Below are 15,403 nucleotides of genomic sequence, written 5' to 3'. Positions count from 1 at the left end.
CAAGACCGCAGAAGAATCCACGCCATGCACCATGTCCAGTCTGTCTGAACCGGACAGCCGTGGGCTTGACCCGGCCATCCATCTCCTGAACCGTCCATCCATCACCAGAAGAGGATGGATGCCCGGGTCAAGCCCGGGCATGACGATAACTAACAGCTGTGCCTCACATCACGAGGATCATCCCAGCACTGTCTTGCCGTTCTTGATCACCGTGACGTTGCGCGACTTCACGCGCGCTTCGAAGGAGATCACATCGCCATCCTTCCAGAGATCGACCGTCACGGTCTCGCCGGGGAACACCGGCGACGAGAACCGCGCGGCGTGCTGGCGGAACGCCGAGGCGTCGTAGTCGGCATAGGTCTGCAGCACGGCGCGGCAGGTGAGGCCGTAGGTGCACATGCCGTGCAGGATCGGCCGTGGGAAACCGGCGCGACGGGCAAACTCGGGATCGGAGTGCAGCGGGTTGCGGTCCCCGCACAGGCGGTAGATCAGCGCCTGGTCAGGCCGTGTCGAGATGTCGACGCTGCGGTCCGGTGCGCGGGTCGGCACCGGATGCGGGTCGGGGATGCCGCCGGACGGGCCGCCGAAGCCGCCATCGCCGCGGGCGAAGCGTGAGGCGACCAGCGTCGCCAGCGGCGCGCCGCCCTCGTCGCGCAGAATGGTCTGATGGCGGATGACGGCGCCCTTGTCCTTGCCCTTGTCGGACACCGCGAGCACGGAGGAGTCGGCCGTGATCTTCGCGGCCACCGCCAGCGGCTTGTGAAAGGTGATGTCGCGCTCGCCGTCGACCACCAGCACGCGATTGAGCTTCATGTCGCCGGGACCGGCGCCCCAGGCCGCGACGGAGGCAAAGGTCGGCACCACCTTCAGCGGCCGCGGCTCGGCGGTGGCCTCGTTGACGAAGGCGAGCTCCTTCTCATCCATGGGATCGGCACCCATGCCGATGCCATAGGCGTACAGCATCACCTCGCGATCACCGTAGGCATAGGGCTGCCCGATCGCCTTCATCGCCATCAGCTCATCGTAGTTGATCGGCATGTCGCCTCCCCGAACTTCGTTCTTTTGTAGGGTGGGCAAAGCGAAGCGTGCCCACCGCCTTTCTTGTTGTATATCGGTGGGCACGGCGCTCCGCGCCTTAGCCCACCCTACGCTCGTCTTCCGATGCCCATTGCTGCGCCCTCTCCCCTTGTGGGAGAGGGCAGCGCAACTATCAATTCCGACCTCACTCGGGTGAGGGGTTGTCTCCACAGCCGCACTGTCTGCGCGGAGAGAGACCCCTCACCCGGCTCAATCTCGCTTCGCTCGATCTCGCCACCCTCTCCCACAAAGGGAGAGGGTACACCATTGTTGGAGCACGCAGATGCATGCCCCATCGTCATTGCGAGCGGAGCGAAGCAATCCAGGGCTGCGCGAGGACTCTGGATTGCTTCGTCGCTTCGCCCCAATGACGTGGAGCCGCATCCGTGCTCACTCACCTACACCGGTGTAAAGAACGGCAGCGGGGCGCCGTCGGTGGGCTTGAACACAACCCTCACCTTCTGGCCGATCTTCAACGCATCGAAATCGCAATCGACGAAATTGGTCTGCAGCGACGGCCCCTCCTTCAAGGTCACGTAGCCGATCGCATAGGGCCCGGTCGGCGACTTGCGCATGATCGAGAACGTGTAGATATCGCCCTCGCCCGCGCTCTGCTCCCACACCGTCTGGTCGGAGAAGCAGAACGGGCAGATCGAGCGCGGGAAATAATGCGCCTCGCCGCATGCCGTGCAGCGCTTGATCATGAATTTGCCCTCGGCGGCGGCATCCCAGAACGCCTTGGTCTCGGGATTGGTGACGGGGGCCGGAAGTTTCTTGGCTTCGGACATCAGACGCGCTCCAGAATGCAGGTCGAGGCGGCGTGGCGCACGCCGAGCAGGCCGCCGGTGCCATGGGCGATGGCGAGGTCGCAATTCGGCACCTGGACCTTCGGATGAGCTTCGCCGCGCAGCTGGCGCACGGCCTCGATCACCTTGGTCATGCCGCCGCGGTTGACCGGATGGTTGCTGCACAGGCCGCCGCCATCGGTGTTGAACGGCAGCTTGCCGACGCCGGAGATGAGGTTGCCGTCGGCGACGAACTTGCCGCCCTCGCCCTTCTTGCAGAAGCCGAGGTCCTCGAGCTGCATCAGCACCGTGATGGTGAAGCTGTCATAGATCGAGGCGTATTTGATATCATTCGGGGTCACGCCCGCCTCCTCGAAGGCGCGCGGGCCGGACCACACACCGGCGGAATAAGTGAGATCGAGGTCCTTGCCGCCGCGCGGCCCCTTCATCGCCTCGCCATGGCCGATCAGCCGCACCAGCGGCTTCTTCAGGCTCTTGGCGATCTCCGGCGTGGTCACGATCAGCGCACCGCCGCCGTCGGTAACGACGCAGCAATCCATGCGGTGCAACGGATCGGAGATCATCGGCGAGTTGATCACGTCCTCGACCGTCACGACCTCCTTCAGCATCGCATGCGGATTGTACTGCGCGTGATGCGAGGCCGCGACCTTGATCCAGGCGAGCTGCTCCGACGTGGTGCCATAGTCGTGCATGTGGCGCATGGCGCACATGCCGTAGGCATTGTGCGTGGTGGCGCCATAGGCCATCTCGAAGTCGGCTTCCGCGCCGGCGGCGCGCGGCGGCATCGGGCCGGTGCGCGGCTTGCCGGCCAGCGTGATCAGCGCGATCGAGCATTTGCCGGCGGCAATCGCCTCAGCGGCGTGGCCGACGTGGATCAGATAGGAGCAGCCGCCGGTCTCGGTGGAATCGATGTGCCGCACCTTCAAGCCGAGATAGTCGACCATCGGCCACGCGCCGCCCGGCGCATCGCCGGCGCAGAAATAGCCGTCAACGTCTTTGGCGCTGAGCCCCGCATCCTCGAGCGCGCCCTTGGCGACCTCGGCATGCAGTTGAGCCGTCGATTTGTCCGGTGCGTGCCGGGTCGGATGCTCGTAGATCCCGGCAATGTAGGCCTTGCCCTTGATGGTCAATTCCGTCTCCGCTTTCAGTCGTTTCGTCCCCAAATGGTTGGAGATTTTCTGGACCCTCGCATGAGGCTTGGCAAGCGGTGAAAATATTCCGCGCGGTGGAGATGACGCATGGTCTCGCCCTTCACTCAGCCGTCGTCCCGGGCTTGACCCGGGACCCATAACCACCGGCGGATCTTGTTGGACTCGATGGTCGCCCCGCGTGCCCTCTCACACCCGCCGGTGGTTTTGGGTCCCGGGTCAAGCCCGGGACGACAGCGATCGTGTGGCGCGAGCGAGCACATATCGAACTACACGTGACCCAGCACTCCCGCGACATCACTGCCCGGGTCATGCTGATCTTGTTCGCCCTCGTCGAATCGGAGGGCGCAGGGAAGGCCAGGCGTCGGCTGACGCCTGCGGCCCGCCTGCGAAAAAAATGCAGGCGGCAGGTACCACAGGTGCAGCCGAGAACACCCGGCCTTCCCTGCGCGACGGTCTTCACGCTTATACGCAGTCTGCCTGGTGCGCCGGGCTTGTTGGCCACCATGATCCGCGCGGCGCGTCAGCGCCGTCACGAACGTGACACCAGCGTCGGGGTGCCAGCACGCTGCGACTTCACGTCCGCGCCGAACCGTTCGTCCGCGCATCCCTCAAGGACACGCTGCGGCTCCATCGCGGCCATCGCTCCCCGCCCCGCGTGTCGTGACGATCGCGCGCAACGCCCCTTCCGAGTGAGGCGGGATGGCGGCAATAAAGCATGATTTCCGATATTCGTCAATATAAATCTGCAAATCAGAATTTGAACGAGGCCTGTCACCCGGGTGAGCGCAGCGACACCCGGGACAGCCGTCCCGCATATCGCTTCGCTCATGCGGGCTACGGCTCTCTCCGCGTCATTGCGAGCGAAGCGAAGCAATCCAGGACGGCCCGTAGGACTCTGGATTGCTTCGTCGCTGCGCTGTTCGCAATGACGTTGAAACCGTAGGGTTCCGAACTTGCGGTGAGACGGTGGGCACGCGCCGCCAGGGGCGGCGCTTTGCCCACCCTACGGCCCTACTCCGCCGCCATCTGGCGTGGCGCCGACGGCGGGTTGGCGAGGTCGGCCGCCAGTTGCGCGTAGCGCGCCTTGGCGTCCTGCACGGCCTTGTCCTTCACCGGGCCGTAGCCGCGGATCTTGTCGGGCAGCGACAGGAATTCGACGGCGATGTCGGCATTGGCGGGCGACAAGAGGCTGAGCACCGTCGCGACGTCCTTTTCGTAGCCGGCGATCAGGTCGCGCTCCATCTTGCGCTCGGCGGAATAGCCGAAGATGTCGAGCGGCGTGCCGCGCAGGCCCTTCAGCCTCGCCAGCAGCCGGAACATCTTCATCATGCCCGGGCCATAGCTCTTCTTCTTCGGCCGGCCCTGGGGATCGAGGCCGGAATTGAAGATCGGCGGCGCCAGGTTGAAGGAGATCTTGTAGTCGCCTTCGAAGGCGTCGTGGAGCTGCTTCTCGAAGGTGCCGTCGGAGAACAACCGCGCCACCTCGTACTCGTCCTTGTAGGCGAGCAGCTTGGCGTAGTTGATCGCAACGGCGCGCGGCAGTGCCTCGCCGTAGCCGCCCTTGTCGGCGGCCTCGCGCACCTGGTCGACCAGCTTGCGGTAGCGCTTGGCGAGCCGGGCGTTCTGGTAGGCCGCGAGATAGGTCATGCGATGGGCGATGATCTCGTCCAGCGTCATCGCGTCGAGCGATTTCGGCGGCACCGTCTCGTCCTGTCCGGTCATCATGCCGGCGACGCGCTCGGGGTTGACCACCACGAGGCGGCCGAGCCGGAATGCCTCGGTGTTCATCTTGACCGCGACGCCGTTGATCGCGATCGCCTTCTCGATGGCCTCGGCCGAGAGCGGCAGCAGGCCCTTCTGATAGGCATAGCCCATCATCATCATGTTGGTGGCGATGGAGTCGCCGAGCAGTGCCTCTGCCGGCTTGGTGAAGTCGAAGAACGTCGAGTCCTTGCGCAGCGCCGTTTCCAGCAGGCTCGTCACCTTGCGGTTCTGGAAGTTGAAGTCGCGGTTGAGCACGAAGTCGGCGGTGGGAATGAGATGGCTATTGATGACGCCATGGGTGCGCTCGGCATCGCACAGCGTGATCGTCTCCTTGGCACCCGCGACCACCTCGTCGGCGGCGATGACGAGATCTGCGGTGCCGGTGACGATGCGCGAGCAGGTCACGTCGGCGGTGTTCTCCGACAGGCGGACGTGGCTGAGCACCGCGCCGCCCTTTTGCGCGAGGCCCGACATGTCGAGGATCATCGAGGCCTTGCCCTCGATATGGGCGGCCATGCCGAGCAGCGCGCCGATGGTCAGCACACCGGTGCCGCCGACGCCGCCGACGGCGACATTGTAGGGCCGCTCCAGCGACGGCTTGGTCAGGGGCTCCGGCATCACGCCGATGTCGCCGAGCTCGGCCGGAGCCCGCGAGCGCGGCTTGCCGCCGTCGATGGTCACGAAGGACGGGCAGAAGCCCTTCACGCAGGAATAGTCCTTGTTGCAGGACGACTGGTTGATGACGCGCTTGCGGCCGAGTTCGGTCTCCAGCGGCTCGACCGAGATGCAGTTCGACTGCACCGAGCAGTCGCCGCAGCCTTCGCAGACGGCCGGGTTGATGAAGACGCGGCGCTGCGGATCCTCCATCGTGCCGCGCTTGCGGCGGCGGCGCTTCTCGGCGGCGCAGGTCTGCACGAACACGATGGCCGAGGCGCCCTTGGTCTGGCGCAGCGTCTTCATGACGTTGTCGAGCTCATCGCGATGCGCCAGCTTGACGCCGGGCGCGATGCTGTCGGCCGGATACGAGTCCGGATTTTCCGAGACCAGGTAGATCTCGCGGATGCCTTCCGAATGCAGCTGGAAGGTGATCTGCTGCGGCGACAGATCGCCGTCATGGCGCTGGCCGCCGGTCATCGCGACGGCGTCGTTATAGAGAATCTTGTAGGTGATGTTGGCCTTGGAGGCGACCGCCTGGCGGATCGCGAGGCTGCCGGAGTGGAAATAGGTCCCGTCGCCGAGATTGGCGAAGATGTGCTCCTCATTGGTGAACGGCGCGATGCCGACCCACGGCACGCCCTCGCCGCCCATATGCGTGAAGGTCTCGGTGTTGCGGTTCATCCACAGCGACATGAAGTGGCAGCCGATGCCGGCGAGCGCGCGGCTGCCCTCGGGCACTTTCGTCGAGGTGTTGTGCGGACAGCCGGAGCAGAAATACGGCGTGCGCGCCACCGGCGAGACCAGCTGCATCTGCGAGGCGTCGCGGCCGTTGAACCAGTCGGCCTTGGCGCGCAGCATCGCCTTGATCTCGGGATTGAGGTCGAGGCGGAGAAGGCGTTCCGTGAGCGATGTCGCGAGCGAGGCGACGGAAAGCTCGGTCGCGAACGGCAGGAAGCGCTTGTCGTGGTCGTCCATCTTGCCGACGATGCGCGGGCGGACGTCATCGCGCCAGTTGAACAGCTCCTGCTTGACCTGGTTCTCGACGATCTCGCGGCGCTCCTCGACGATGAAGATCTCCTCGAGCCCGACCGCGAACTGGCGCACGCCCTCCGGCTCCAGCGGCCAGGGCATGCCGATCTTGTAGAGCCTGAGACCGATCTTGGCGGCGACCTCCTCGGTGATCCCGAGCTCGCGCAGCGCCTGGCGGATGTCCTCGTAGCTCTTGCCGGACGCCATGATGCCGTAGCGGGCGTTCGGACTGTCCATCGTGATGCGGTTGACCTTGTTGGCGCGGGCGAAGGCGATCGCCGCAAAGCCCTTGTAGTCCTGCAGCCGGCGGTCCTGGTCGAAGCGATCGTCGGGCCAGCGCAGATTGAGGCCGCCCGGCGGCAGCTCGAAGTCGGTGGGGATGACGAACGGCGTCATCTCGTCGTTGAGGTTGATCTCCGCGGTCGTCTCGACCGTCTCGGTGATCACCTTCATGCCGACCCAGCAGCCGGAGTAGCGCGACATGGCGATGCCGAGCAGGCCCATCTCGATCATCTCGTGGATCGAGGACGGATAGAGATAGGGCATCAGCGCCGACATGAAGGCGTGGTCGGACTGGTGCGGCACGGTAGAGGACTTGGCGCCGTGGTCGTCGCCGGCGAGACAGAGCACGCCGCCGTTCTTGGCGGAGCCCGCGGCATTGCCGTGGCGGAACACGTCACCACAGCGGTCGACGCCGGGGCCCTTGCCGTACCAGATGCCGACGACGCCGTCATACTTGCCGCCGGGCGACAGTGCGAGCTGCTGCGAGCCCCACACGGCGGTCGCCGCCAGGTCCTCGTTCACGCCCGGCTGGAACTTGATGTTGTACTGCTCGAGATGTTTTCGGGCGGAGAACAGCTGCTGGTCATAGCCGCCGAGCGGCGAGCCGCGGTAGCCGGAGATGAAGCCGGCGGTGTTGAGGCCAGCGGCGCGGTCGCGCCGGATCTGGGCCATCGGCAGCCGCACCAGCGCCTGGATGCCGGTCAGGAAGATATGGCCGGAGCTTGCGGTGTATTTCTGGTCGAGATTGATCTCGCTCTCGTTGAGTCCCATTCCGCCCTCTTGCCGTGCTTTATCAGGGGTGCGCGACTGCCGCCGGACGGCGGAAGCGCGCGTTCTGCCAATCATTTATGTCTGCTTTTGAAGAATGCGCATCACAAATCTCGTCCGCGCAGGGCAGCCACCCGAAATCGCAATTTCGTGGCGGCAGCCGGCTGCGGCTTTTGCGGTTTGTGTCGAAAACGGCGGCTGCCGCGAAATGGGATGATGCGCGCCATGGCTTTGGCGGCTCGGCGGACGGTGACTGAACCGTTGTGGCCGGCGCGATTCTGGCCCCAACGAATTGTGCAATGCGATAAGACCGCCGCCGTTCAGCCACGCTCCTCACCTGAAAAGACGAAGCGCGGCATGTTCCATTTATAGCGGATCGCGAGCAGCCGGAACGACAGTCCGAGCGAGAAGGTCAGCGCCGTCCACCATCCGCTGGCGATGCCGAGCGACAGCCCCGTCGCATAGACCAGGCCCGTGACGAGGGAGACGCTGGCGTAGAGCTCGGCGCGAAACAGCAATGGCACGTCATTGCACAGGATGTCGCGCAGCACGCCGCCGGCGCAGCCGGTGATCATCCCGGCGACGATGACGATGCCGATCGGCACGTTCATCTGCCAGGCGATGTCGCAGCCGGTCATCGTGAACACGACGAGGCCGACGGCATCGAGAACGAGGAACGCCATCGTCAGCCGGTGAACCAGGCGCGCCATGGCGATCGTCACGAACGGCGCCAGCACGGTGAGCAGCAGCAGGGACGGCCGCTCGACCCACGCAAGCGGATAGTGGCCGAGCAGCACGTCGCGCAAGGTGCCGCCGCCGAGCGCGGTGATCGCCCCCAACAAACAGACGCCCATCCAGTCCATGCTGCGGCGTCCCGCCGCGAGCGCGGCCGTCATCGCCTGCGCCGCCAGCGCCACCCAGGTCAACAGATGCAGCACGCTGTCACCGGGCGGCAGGTTCCACATCGAGGGGCTCCAGCTGGACAGAGAATCGCAAAGTAGGCGAGGAACCTTAGCGCGGCACGCAACGGATCGACTGGGGAATTCGCAAGGTTTCGCGGAACAGAGCCGGGGCTGCGCTGGTTGTCGGGTGACAATCGCAAAGGAGGACATCATGGCCAACGAACGGCTCCCGAACGAACGCTATCCCGACGGCATCAACCGGCCGGACATGACCACGCGCCCCGGCATGGCCGGTGCTGACATGACCGCTGCCGAGTACGAGCGCGCGGCGCGGATGGACAGCCAGCTGCAGCCCGATCCCGAGCTGAGGGAAGGCTCCGCCTCGACCGGCCGTATTGCCGCCTACGCCCTGGGCATCGCGATCCTGCTCGGCGCCGTGTTCTACGGCCTCAACAACATGTCGATGCGGAGCGATCAGGCGAGCACGACGCCCGCCTCGCAGTCGGCGTCGACGAGCAATGGCAGCAGCAACAGCTCGTCCGGCGTGACCACCGGCGCCGCGGGCGACCGCACCACGCCGCCGCCGGCGGCCCCGAAGGCTCCGACTAACACCAACAACGCGAAGTAATTCGTCAACTATCCCACGAACGGCATGCCGCCGTTCTCAACTCGGGCGGCGGATGAGCGATCATCCGCCGCCTTTTTGCGCCCGCTCATCAGCAAGACCGATATCGGCGCGCGCGTTATGGCGCCAACAAACGAGTTTCAAGGTGGAACGATCTGCGCGCTTGCCGATTGCCTGTGCGGCACTTTGACCCACACTGATTGGAGGAGATTTGTGATGAAGGCTTTCATTCTCGCGGCCGCAGCAGGCACGCTCGTGATGACCGCAGCACAGGCTGCGCCGCTCTCGGTCGATGTGTCGGCCGTCCCCCAGCGCGACGTCCAGACCGTCCGCATGGTCTGCAACGAGGACGGCCATTGCTGGCGCGAGCGCCATGAGCGCCGTGTGATCATTCACGAAGACCGCGACTCCTACGCCTATGCGCCGCGCGAGCGCTACATCGAGCGTCGCACCTATGAACACCGCGACGGCATCGGCATCCGCGCCCCCGGCGTGAGCGTCGGCATCGGAACGGACCGCTACTGAACAGTCGTAGCGAACGGATTGGAAAAGCCGCGGCAAGTCCGCGGCTTTTCTACATGCGTGGCCCAACTCAACCGAAGAGCTTGTTCAGCTCGCCGCCGGGATAGCCGCCTGCCAGCTCGGTGAAGGTGCCCTGCTCGGCCATCTCCCTGGCCGCGCGCATGAAGCCGGCCCAGGCCATCCGAGCCAGCGAACCGCCGACGCTGATGCGGCGCACGCCGAGCTCGGCGGCCTGGCTGAGTGAGAGACCGGACGCCCCGATCAGCAGGTTGACCGGCTTTGGCGCCACCGCTTTGACGACCGCTATGATCTCCTCGACCGACTTGATCCCGGGGGCGTAGAGACAATCCGCGCCAGCCTCGGCATAGGCCGTGAGACGCTCGGTCACCAGCGCGAGGTCGGGCTTGCCCCAGAGAAAAGCCTCGCAGCGGCCGGTCAGCAGGACATCGCCGCCGCTGGCATCGATCGCCTGGCGCGCGGCGCGGATGCGCGCCACCGCCAGTTCGCGTTCGTAGAGCGGATCATCCTTGTCACCCGTGGAGTCCTCGATCGACAGACCCGCGACGCCGGTCGCGACCGCACGCGTGACGTTGGCGGCCACGCCCTCGGGGGCATCGGCGAAGCCGCCCTCGAAATCGGCATTGACGGGAATGTCGACCGCCGCTGACAGCGCCGCTAGATGCGCGAGCATCTCGTCGAGCGTCGTGCCGGTGTCGGCCTTGCCAATCGACCACGCGAAGCCGGCGCTGGTCGAGGCGATCGCCTTGAAGCCGAGATGCTGCAGCATTTTCGCCGTGCCGGCATCGAACGGGTTCGGCAAAATAAAGCAGCCGGCCTCGTGCAATTTGCGAAAGGCCGCGCGCTTGTCCGCCGTGCTGGTCACCGTCATGTCATCCTCCCATGCATCTCTTCGTTGCACCAGGATAGTCCCGCTCTCATGGCGCCGCCACGACATTGCGCAGAAATGTTCGTTCTTCGCCCAGAATGAGTTTGTGCTCCTCCGCGAGTGCGAAGTTCGCCCGTCCCTCGCCATCGCTGCGCAAGGTTGCGCGATAGCGCTCGTAAGCCGCGAGACTGTCGAATGAAATCAGGCCATAGGCGACGTCGTTGGTGCCTTCATGAGGCATGAAATAGCCGATCAGGTCGCCGCCGCAGCGGGGAATGATCGACAGCCAGCGCCTGGCGTAGGCTTCGAACACGTCGCGCTTGAACGGATCGATGCGATAGCGGATGAAGACGGTGATGGCCATGACAACCTCCGGTAAGTTTCGTATCATCGACACTATCCGCTTGCGGGGCGAGAATGCTTCGGCTAGCATCGAACTATGAAATCGGGTCCGGACATTGCGATGGTGGCGGCGCTGGTCGGCGATCCCGCCCGCGCCAACATGCTGACGGCGCTGCTCTCGGGCCGGGCGCTGACCGCGACCGAGCTCGCCCAGGAAGCGGGCGTGACGCCGCAGACGGCGAGCTCGCATCTTGCCAAGCTCGAAGGCGGCGGCCTGGTCGAGCCGGAAAAACAGGGCCGTCACCGCTACTACCGGCTCGCCGATCCGGACGTCGCCGACGTGCTGGAGAAGCTCGCCGGCCTTGCCGCGCGCGCCGGCCACATGCGGGTGCGCACCGGGCCGAAGGAGCCGGAGCTGCGGCGGGCGCGCATCTGCTACGATCATCTTGCCGGCGATCTCGGCGTGCAGATGCTCGATAGCATGACCCGGCAGAAGCTGGTGCGCCGGCGCAAGCAGGAGATCGTGCTGACCGAGGACGGCAAACATTTCCTGGCGCAGCATTTGCGGATCTCGCCGGAAATGCTGGCGCATCCGCGCCGGCCCGTCTGCAAGGCCTGCCTCGACTGGAGCGCGCGGCGGCATCATCTCGCCGGCACGCTCGGCGCAGCGTTGATGAAGCGCTTCACCGAGCTGAAATGGGCGGCGCGCGATGCCACTCCAGGCAGTCGCGTGGTCAATTTCAGCCGCGCCGGCGAAAAGCATTTCGCGGCGCTGTTCGGTCCGGCCGAGGACTGACGATCACGTGCTGTTTATCGCAGCAATGCCTTCGTGCATTGCGGCCAGAGCGAACGCAGGGCACGGCGAGACGGTTGACGACCCCATCTCGCTCCCGGAGTCTCCATGTCCCGTTTCGCTGCCGCGCTCTGCGCTGCCCTGCTCACCGTCGCGCCGATCGCCGCCCGCGCTGCGGAGATGCCGCGCGAGCCCTATGGCATCAACCTCGAAGGCTTCGCCTATCCCTACCCGGTCAGCCTGCTGCCCTTGGTCAACGACAGCGAGCAGCTGCGCATGGCCTACATGGATGTCGCGCCGGCGCAGCCGAACGGCCGCGTTGCGCTGCTGCTCCACGGCCGCAACTTCCCCTCGAGCTACTGGGCGCCCGTGATCAAGACACTGACCGACGCCGGCTTCCGCGTCGTGGTGCCCGACCAGGTCGGCTTCGGCAAATCAACCAAGCCGTCGGGCGAACTGCATTTCGACACGCTGGCGCGCAACACCATGACGCTGCTCGATCACCTCGGCATCGCCAAGGCCGACATCGTCGCGCATTCGATGGGCGGCATGCTGGCCGTCCGCATCGCCCGCGCCTATCCCGACCGGGTCGCGCATCTCGTGCTGACCGCACCGATCGGGCTCGAGGACTACCGCGCCTACGTGCCGCCGGTCCCGTCGGAAAAGATCAGCGAGAGCGAGGACCGGCTGACGTCGGACGGCTATCGCAAGCAGCTGGAGACCAACTACGCGCTGAAGCTGCCGCCGGAGCAGGTCACGCCGTTCATCGATGCCCGCTTCAACCTGAAGCAAAGCGCCGACTATCCGCGCTGGCTGAAGAGCTTCGTCAGCTCCTATCAGATGATCTACCGCGAGCCGGTGGTGCACGAGATCCCGCTGCTGACGCAGCCGACGCTGTTCATCATGGGCGCGGACGATCACAACGCGCCGGGACGGCCGAACGCGCCGGAAGCCTTGAGAGCGAAGATGGGCCAGAACGCCGAGCTGGCAAAGGACCTGGCCAGCCGGATGCGCGATGCCCGCGCCGAGGTGGTCGCCAATGCCGGCCACCTCGTCTTCCTCGACGCGCCGGACAAATACGACGCGCTGCTGCTGGACTTCCTCGGCAGGTAGTTCAAACGGACACGACCGGCAGGGATCGCGCCGATCCCTGCCGTGCCGCAATCACGAGTCCGAAACGGCGCCTGGCCGCAAGGCGGCCGGGCCGATCACCAGGAGTGGCGCCGATGCCAATGGCGGCGCCAGTGCCGATGATGGTGACGCCAGCCCCAATGGCGGCGCCGCCAACCCCAATGCCGCCGGCGCCAGCCCCAGTGATGGCCGTGGCCGTGATGTCCGTGATGATGACCGTGGTGTCCCCAGCGCACCTGCTCCGGCGCGAGCCGATCGGCCTCGTCCTGCGAGCCGACCGCGCGCTCGACGTGCTGATCCCTGGCTGAAGGCGCGGCTTCGTTCAGCGGCGACGGCGAGAGCGGCGCGGCGACCGCATCGCTGGTGCGAAGCACGGCGCCGGCCGCCGCTGCACAGCCGAGCCCCAATGCCAGCTTGAGGAAATTCCGTCGTTCCATCGCACGCCTCCATGATCCACGAGCCAGAGCATGACGGAGTATTCGGCCGATCACCTGAACGTGAGCTGAACCGGATCGCAGTACGGTGATGGAAGCGCCACGCCTTCGTCGTCGAAGGCAACGCAAGCTCAGCCGTCGACCGTCTGCGCCAGCACGAAGCTCTCGCGCGTCCGGGTCACGTCGGGCCAGTCGCGATTGAAATCGGCGGTCAGGCGTTTCATCTCGCGCCGCCGATCGCACGCTCCACCGCGGCGCCATCGTCGAGCGGCGCGGCTGATGGCGGCGCAGCGGCCGATGGGTTTGCAGCGAGTGCGACGCTTGCGACGACCATACACCTCAATGCCATAGCCAGGTTCAGAAGCTCCGATGTTCAATGTTGTCGACTACGATTCAGGACGACGCTCGCGCGGCAGCCCTTGAATAGGCGGGGAACTACGCGTTCGGACGACCAACACTTGAGGATCGGACATGGTGCAGCGATAGTGATCCGGCCTCGGGAGGAGCGGACGCGGTCCAGTCGAGTATAGCTTGATCAGCCGCTGGCGAGCGGATTAGACTGAGTACCCGAATTGAAGAAACGTTCAGAGCAAACAGTGTTTTGTCGTTCCATTACCTTGGTATCGTTGAGCTTCCTGGCCTCAGCCGTCGGCGCTCAGGCGCAGGGCGACCCAACGCAGATTTTCAACGGTGTGTGGGTGGCAGTAAATCCGCCAGGACCGCACGTCGTGTTTAATATGATTAGCCTGGGTCAAAGAGAGGCTAGTTTGCCGATACTTGGCCAAGCCACGATAGGTCCATCCAATGGAGAAGACGGATCAAATTTCCGAATCTCGGGCCCAGGATTCACCTGCTTTTACCTGATACTCACCACCAACCAGCGGACAAGAATGGTCTGGGAGCTGAAGAGCGGTGGGGACGTCTGTTTCAAGTCAGCTGCTTTCGAGCAAGCCGATAGCCCGGTACCAGTACCGGCGCCGGCCCCGTTACCGCCGCCTCCGCCACCGCCTCGCCCCTCCGTCTCTCCGAGCTTCTCCTGCTCCGCTCGATTGAATGAGGCGGAAAGAACTGTCTGTTCAGACGACGGCCTAGCTCAGCTCGATCAAAATCTCGATGCTTTGTATACATCGGCTCAGGCTTACGCTCGCAGCAACGGTGACGCGGCAAGCTCTTCAAGATTGGCTGCAACCGAGAAGAGTTGGTTGTCCAACGATCGAAATGCCTGTGGTACGAATATAACTTGCTTGGCGAGCGCCTATTCGAGGCGGATTTCCCAGTTGAAAGCCTGCTTATCTCGGCTTCGCAGTGGTGACGGCTGCTAACAATTCCTTCGAACTCAACCGTATGATGGATCGGATCGGTCTCCATCGACAAATGCATTAGAAGCGGTGCTTTGGACCAGGGCCTCCATGCGAGCATTGTATTGCCTTCGTACTGTGCTTCTCACGAGCAGCCTTAGCAGTATCGCCCTGATACCCACCGCAGCAGCACAGTCGGTGTCCGTGCCGCACTGCACATCGATCGTGAAGGTGATGCTGGACGTCGGCCACACGCCTGAGCAACCCGGAGCGACTAGCGCGCGCGGCGTGCCGGAGTTTGAGTTCAACCTCAGCCTCGCTCGCAGGGTTTCATTAGAACTTGCAAGGTCGGGGTACCTTGTGAGCGTGCTGGTCGTACATGGCATAGGCCAAGAACAGCTCCTCAACCGAGTCGTCCAGGCTAAACGCTATTCTCCAACTCTATTTATCTCCCTTCATCACGATTCAGTTCAGCCGTTGTTTATCCATCAATGGAGCTTCGCCGGACGAGCAAACCACTACAGCGACGAATTTTCCGGCTTTTCGATCTTCCTGTCTGAGCTCACTCCTAAGTTTGCCGAGAGCTTAGCGGCTGCCCAGCTTTTGGCAGATGAACTGATCAGGCAAGGACTGCGGCCTTCGCTGCACCATGCGATGAAGATTCCCGGTGAAGGGCGAAAACTCATTGATCGGCAGCGCGGGATCTATCTGAATGATCGGTTAGCCGTGCTGAAGGACGCTCCCTATCCGGCTCTGCTCCTTGAGGCGGGCGTGATCGTCAACCGAGCGGACGAAATCAATCTTCAAACGGAGACAATTCAGGCGCAAATAGCTCAAGCCATCACTCAAACCGTCAGCGGACGGTTTTGCGGGACCAATGGATCAAAAGCCCCATCGGATCTGCTCGATGAGCACAATTCAGATCGGAAGTAGCCC

Annotated in this window: 13 protein-coding genes; 5 read left to right on the top strand and 8 right to left on the bottom strand. The window is 64.5% G+C overall.

Translation table 11 applies throughout. The annotated features are described in order from the left end of the window. Positions 1-177: 177 nt before the first annotated feature. The 5 genes from ACQR10_RS32400 to ACQR10_RS32380 all read right to left on the bottom strand — a co-directional run bounded on the left by ACQR10_RS32400 (position 178) and on the right by ACQR10_RS32380 (position 8,499). Complete coding sequence (locus ACQR10_RS32400; RefSeq protein WP_434848749.1) at positions 178-1,038, bottom strand: MaoC/PaaZ C-terminal domain-containing protein; 861 nt, start codon at positions 1,036-1,038, stop codon at positions 178-180. Positions 1,039-1,475: 437 nt separating this feature from the next. Further along, on the bottom strand, positions 1,476-1,865 hold the full coding sequence (locus tag ACQR10_RS32395) for a Zn-ribbon domain-containing OB-fold protein (protein ID WP_434864140.1): 390 nt from the start codon (positions 1,863-1,865) through the stop codon (positions 1,476-1,478). Further along, positions 1,865-3,013, bottom strand: coding sequence for a thiolase domain-containing protein (locus tag ACQR10_RS32390; protein ID WP_316183709.1), 1,149 nt, complete (start codon positions 3,011-3,013; stop codon positions 1,865-1,867). The genes ACQR10_RS32395 and ACQR10_RS32390 overlap by 1 nt, the downstream gene beginning before the upstream one ends. Before the next feature lie 1,032 nt (positions 3,014-4,045). Next, the gene (locus tag ACQR10_RS32385) at positions 4,046-7,537 is read right to left on the bottom strand and encodes an indolepyruvate ferredoxin oxidoreductase family protein (protein WP_434912201.1); all 3,492 of its coding nucleotides are present in this window, start codon (positions 7,535-7,537) and stop codon (positions 4,046-4,048) included. A 317-nt stretch (positions 7,538-7,854) separates the two neighbouring features. Next, positions 7,855-8,499 (bottom strand): trimeric intracellular cation channel family protein, encoded by a 645-nt coding sequence (locus tag ACQR10_RS32380; protein WP_316216062.1) that lies wholly within the window; start codon positions 8,497-8,499, stop codon positions 7,855-7,857. Between the two features lie 148 nt (positions 8,500-8,647). Here ACQR10_RS32380 and ACQR10_RS32375 point away from each other — a divergent pair, with 148 nt between their 5' ends. After that, positions 8,648-9,064: a hypothetical protein gene (locus ACQR10_RS32375; RefSeq protein ID WP_316216061.1), complete on the top strand. Its 417-nt coding sequence runs from the start codon at positions 8,648-8,650 to the stop codon at positions 9,062-9,064. Between the two features lie 213 nt (positions 9,065-9,277). Then, complete coding sequence (locus tag ACQR10_RS32370) at positions 9,278-9,586, top strand: hypothetical protein (protein ID WP_315800941.1); 309 nt, start codon at positions 9,278-9,280, stop codon at positions 9,584-9,586. Positions 9,587-9,653: 67 nt separating this feature from the next. Here ACQR10_RS32370 and ACQR10_RS32365 read toward each other — a convergent pair whose 3' ends face one another. Continuing rightward, positions 9,654-10,472, bottom strand: a complete 819-nt coding sequence (locus ACQR10_RS32365) for an isocitrate lyase/PEP mutase family protein (RefSeq protein WP_315800942.1) — start codon at positions 10,470-10,472, stop codon at positions 9,654-9,656. Positions 10,473-10,518: 46 nt separating this feature from the next. Further along, positions 10,519-10,833: an NIPSNAP family protein gene (locus tag ACQR10_RS32360; protein ID WP_316216060.1), complete on the bottom strand. Its 315-nt coding sequence runs from the start codon at positions 10,831-10,833 to the stop codon at positions 10,519-10,521. A 75-nt stretch (positions 10,834-10,908) separates the two neighbouring features. On the opposite strand from ACQR10_RS32360, the gene ACQR10_RS32355 reads away from it, so the two are divergent. Next, the gene (locus ACQR10_RS32355; RefSeq protein WP_315714525.1) at positions 10,909-11,607 is read left to right on the top strand and encodes an ArsR/SmtB family transcription factor; all 699 of its coding nucleotides are present in this window, start codon (positions 10,909-10,911) and stop codon (positions 11,605-11,607) included. A gap of 105 nt (positions 11,608-11,712) precedes the next feature. Next, positions 11,713-12,717, top strand: coding sequence for an alpha/beta fold hydrolase (locus ACQR10_RS32350; protein ID WP_316216059.1), 1,005 nt, complete (start codon positions 11,713-11,715; stop codon positions 12,715-12,717). A 95-nt stretch (positions 12,718-12,812) separates the two neighbouring features. Here the strand turns inward: ACQR10_RS32350 and ACQR10_RS32345 are convergent, their stop codons facing one another. Next, the gene (locus ACQR10_RS32345; protein ID WP_316216058.1) at positions 12,813-13,172 is read right to left on the bottom strand and encodes a twin-arginine translocation signal domain-containing protein; all 360 of its coding nucleotides are present in this window, start codon (positions 13,170-13,172) and stop codon (positions 12,813-12,815) included. 1,529 nt (positions 13,173-14,701) lie between these two features. Here ACQR10_RS32345 and ACQR10_RS32340 point away from each other — a divergent pair. After that, positions 14,702-15,400: an N-acetylmuramoyl-L-alanine amidase gene (locus ACQR10_RS32340; RefSeq protein ID WP_316218925.1), complete on the top strand. Its 699-nt coding sequence runs from the start codon at positions 14,702-14,704 to the stop codon at positions 15,398-15,400. The last annotated feature ends 3 nt before the right edge of the window (positions 15,401-15,403 follow it).

The sequence above is a fragment of the Bradyrhizobium sp. HKCCYLRH2060 genome (genome assembly GCF_051168135.1).
GTDB lineage: Bacteria > Pseudomonadota > Alphaproteobacteria > Rhizobiales > Xanthobacteraceae > Bradyrhizobium.
Note: the sequence above shows the minus strand (reverse complement) of the source record. Positions and strands in the feature narration are given on the sequence as shown.